Raw genomic sequence first — 3,347 nt, 5'->3', positions numbered from 1 at the left:
TTAAACAGCATGATTTGACGTTCAATCGCCAACATTAGAATAAGTATACATGAATTAAAGTGAAATGTGCTTTCACCCATGTCAAGGAGGTTTTACCATGTCGAACGATGAAATCCTAACCGTCAAGGAGACGGCCGTCCTGCTCAAGACAACACGCCAGCAGGTCCGCAAGATGATTGCAAACGAAGAACTCCCTGCCGTGAAAGTCGGCAGGGAGTGGAGAGTGCTCAGAGCGGGAATTATGGAGTTTTTTGAGGAAAATCTGTGAAAATCCTTATCGTATCATACATCCATATATTTTCCGCATCAACACATCCAGATAAAGTTTTTCTTTCGCGCTGTAGAACATGATTTGATCCTGTGGAAGATGAAAAATTTGGCTGATATATTTTCGCTGATGTTCCAGATTGGCAATCTGAGCTGCCGTTCAGCGTAGCGTCGTTCTATCAGATGGCAGGCAGAGCCGGGCGCGACAGCAAACGCGCAAAGGCGCTGCTGCTCTGGAATGACGCCGATTTTCAGATGAACCTTGACATCATCTCAAATACGGATGAACGCGCGATCGATGCCGTAAATGAGCTGTATGCAATCTGTGAATCATCGGACGATCTGCATGACGCCGTAATCGGCTGTTTTGCGAAGGAGGGTGAGTGAAATGGAGTTTCGATATGGTATCCATACGATTGAATTATTTCACAGAGTGTCTAAGAAGGACTTCGACAAGGTGTTTCAGCATCTGAAAAGTCTGAATTTCGGTAAACTCTACCCGGACGCGACATATCATTCTGACAAAGGCATCGAGAAGTATATCTGCACCTCATACTGCGGTCAGGGCATCGTACTTTATCTGTACAAGCAGAAGCGCAGCAAGAACAAAGCGAGCAAAAATATCGCCTGTTCTATACGTTTTCGGCTCAATCCTCATACTTTGCTTCACGGAAAATATTCACCCAAGAAAGTGTTCACCGCGACGGAAAATCAGCTGAAAACGCTTGACAGAGAGATGACAGAACTGCTGTATGAAATCGGTCTGAACTGCGATTTTGAGCAGCTGACGCTTTCACGCGTTGATTGCTGTCTGGACTTCTTCCCCGAGTCGCAGAAATGGGTTGATGAGGCCCTGCGTGTCATTCGCCGCAGCCCATATATGAAGAAATACGAGCTGTGTACTTTCGGCAAGAAATTTCCCAATCATAAGAAAAAGAATGAACATTCGTGGCGGATTTGCTGCAAAACGACCACGCTGACGGTCTATGATAAGACGTTTCAGCTGATGGAGGAGGATTTGCTCGAGGACTACGATGCACCAATGCTGCGGTTTGAGGTGTCCCGCTCGGGCGCGAAGTTCAAGCGCGGACTGTCCGATGAAGTCAAGGGCAGCAACAGGAAAATCCTGCAAACGGTCATGGACGAGTCCGAGGACACCATCCGTTCTTATATGGAACTGCTGCACGCAGACCTGCCGTTTGTGCGGTATTCGGACTGTATGGCGAAGATTGAGACCGTGAAACATGCTTCAACTCGTACAAATATGCGGCTGCTTGTCGAAAAGCTGTCCGACTGCAAAAGCTATGCACAGGCTGTGAAAAACAGCGAGCTATCCGAAAGCCAGCTCCGCACTGTTCGCAAGCAGTTTGAAAAACTCGGCATTCAGCCAGCTACACTAAAGGATAAATCAGAAATCGAAGAATTGAAATTTGTCCTTGTTGGTCGATTGTAAAATGAAGTTGGACACCTAAGAAAAAATCCATAGTGATTTTCCCCACATGGTAGAATGAAGTTTGCACACAACTTCTTCCAAGGGAGGGCAATCACTATGGACTGCCAAGATTATATCACAGAATTGGTAGAACGCAAGAAGGGACAGCACTTACAGCGAGAGGAACGAGGAGCGATCCAGCAGCTCAAGAACGCAGGCTACACGAACAGAGCCATTGCCAGAGCAATCGGATGTTCACCAACCACCGTTGGAAACGAGCTAAAGCGCGGCACGCCGCCCCGAAAGAGCAGCCCGGATACTCGGCAAGGCGCGGAGAAGCGGCCTACAAGGCTAACAGAAAGCGTTCTCGGAAACCACACCGAATCTGTCACTGCACTCGCTTCATTCGCTGGATAATGGAACAGGTCAAAGAACACAAGTGGTCGTTGGATGCCTGCGTCGGATATGCTCGTCTGCACGGGCTGTTTTCAGCAGAGGAGATGGTCTGCACCCACACGCTTTACAATGAGGTCTGGGCGGGCAGCCTGGACTTGTCTGTGACAGAACTGCCCGAAGCCATGAAACGCAAGCAGCACAAGGACTCCAAGCCCCGTGAACACAAGAAGAACTTCGGCACAGACATTTCCCAGAGGTCTGAGATCGCGGCTCTGCGCATCGAGGAAGGTCATTGGGAAAGTGACACCGTGGTCGGCAAGAGGGCTGGCAAAGAGGCTGTTGTCCTCTCCCTGTTGGAGAAGACAACGGAGAACTATATTGCCATCCGGATTCCCGGCAAGGATGCAGACTCCGTTCTGAACGCCATGCAGTCACTCAGGGAAGAATTCGGAGACAAGTTCTCACAGGTCTTCAAGACCATTACCGTGGACAAGGCTCGGAGTTCTCCGGCTTCGCCCAGGTCGAGAACTGAGGCTGTGCAGTCTACTTTACGCATCCCTACACCTCGTGGGAACGTCCCCAAAACGAACGTCATAACGGGCTGTTTCGAGCCTTCGTTCCGAAGGGCGTGTCCATTGAGGCTTTCTCTGCCGAGTATATCTTGGCTGCAGCTGATGAATTAAATGGACGGCCTCGCAAGAAACTCGGCTACCGTACCCCGGAGGAACTGTTTGACGAGTTCCTCGACGCTCTGATTCACTTAGTTCTACCGTGCAGGTGTCCAACTTGTACTTGCAATTTGCGCCCTTAATTATCATAGAAGAATCTTATTTACAGAGTTTTTCTCACACACTCCCCATTGTCGTATAGGCGCACAGCTGTCTAATATGTGTCTAATAGATTGTATTTCCAAGCAAAAATTCCTCTGCAAAATAGATTTTCTACCAGAATATACCGATTTCCTGCTGGTTTTTTCTCGAATTTTTCAGTATTGATAATTGCGTTTTTTCATCAAACCAACGCATATTCAGCACAAAAATCAAGTTTTATACTCGTTCTATTCATTTTGCAGCTGGTTATATGCACAAAAATCGTATCTTCAGGTGCTAGTGTTCGCAAGGACGTGGGGGTTCAAGTCCCCCCATCCGCACCAAGTTAAAGAGCTTCAAACTTACGTTTGAAGCTCTTTTTCTGTACTTTTTACGGTATTTAGTTTTATGATGTAATTCGTGAAAAACTGGTGTCTACCACG

At 47.8% G+C, this 3,347-nt stretch carries 4 protein-coding genes and 1 pseudogene; all 5 read left to right on the top strand.

Annotated features, from left to right (window positions below; all coding sequences use genetic code 11):
- The first annotated feature begins 97 nt into the window (after positions 1-97).
- The 5 genes and pseudogenes from DWZ82_RS13260 to DWZ82_RS15430 all read left to right on the top strand — a co-directional run bounded on the left by DWZ82_RS13260 (position 98) and on the right by DWZ82_RS15430 (position 2,778).
- Positions 98-268 (top strand): helix-turn-helix domain-containing protein, encoded by a 171-nt coding sequence (locus DWZ82_RS13260; RefSeq protein ID WP_118481195.1) that lies wholly within the window; start codon positions 98-100, stop codon positions 266-268.
- Positions 269-450: 182 nt separating this feature from the next.
- A complete protein-coding gene (locus DWZ82_RS13255; RefSeq protein WP_118481194.1) occupies positions 451-654 on the top strand; it encodes a hypothetical protein in 204 nt (67 codons plus the stop codon).
- Position 655: 1 nt separating this feature from the next.
- Positions 656-1,720 (top strand): hypothetical protein, encoded by a 1,065-nt coding sequence (locus DWZ82_RS13250; protein ID WP_118481193.1) that lies wholly within the window; start codon positions 656-658, stop codon positions 1,718-1,720.
- Positions 1,721-1,774: 54 nt separating this feature from the next.
- Positions 1,775-1,930 (top strand): annotated as a pseudogene (locus DWZ82_RS16135) (hypothetical protein); the annotation flags it as partial.
- A 20-nt stretch (positions 1,931-1,950) separates the two neighbouring features.
- Positions 1,951-2,778 carry an IS30 family transposase gene (locus DWZ82_RS15430; RefSeq protein WP_227110441.1) on the top strand — a complete coding sequence of 276 codons (828 nt, stop codon included), beginning with the start codon at positions 1,951-1,953 and terminating at the stop codon, positions 2,776-2,778.
- Positions 2,779-3,347: the final 569 nt, after the last annotated feature.

This window comes from Butyricicoccus sp. AF35-5AC (assembly GCF_003477715.1).
Lineage (GTDB): Bacteria > Bacillota > Clostridia > Oscillospirales > Butyricicoccaceae > Agathobaculum > Agathobaculum butyriciproducens.
This window is presented reverse-complemented; position numbering and strand designations above follow the sequence as displayed.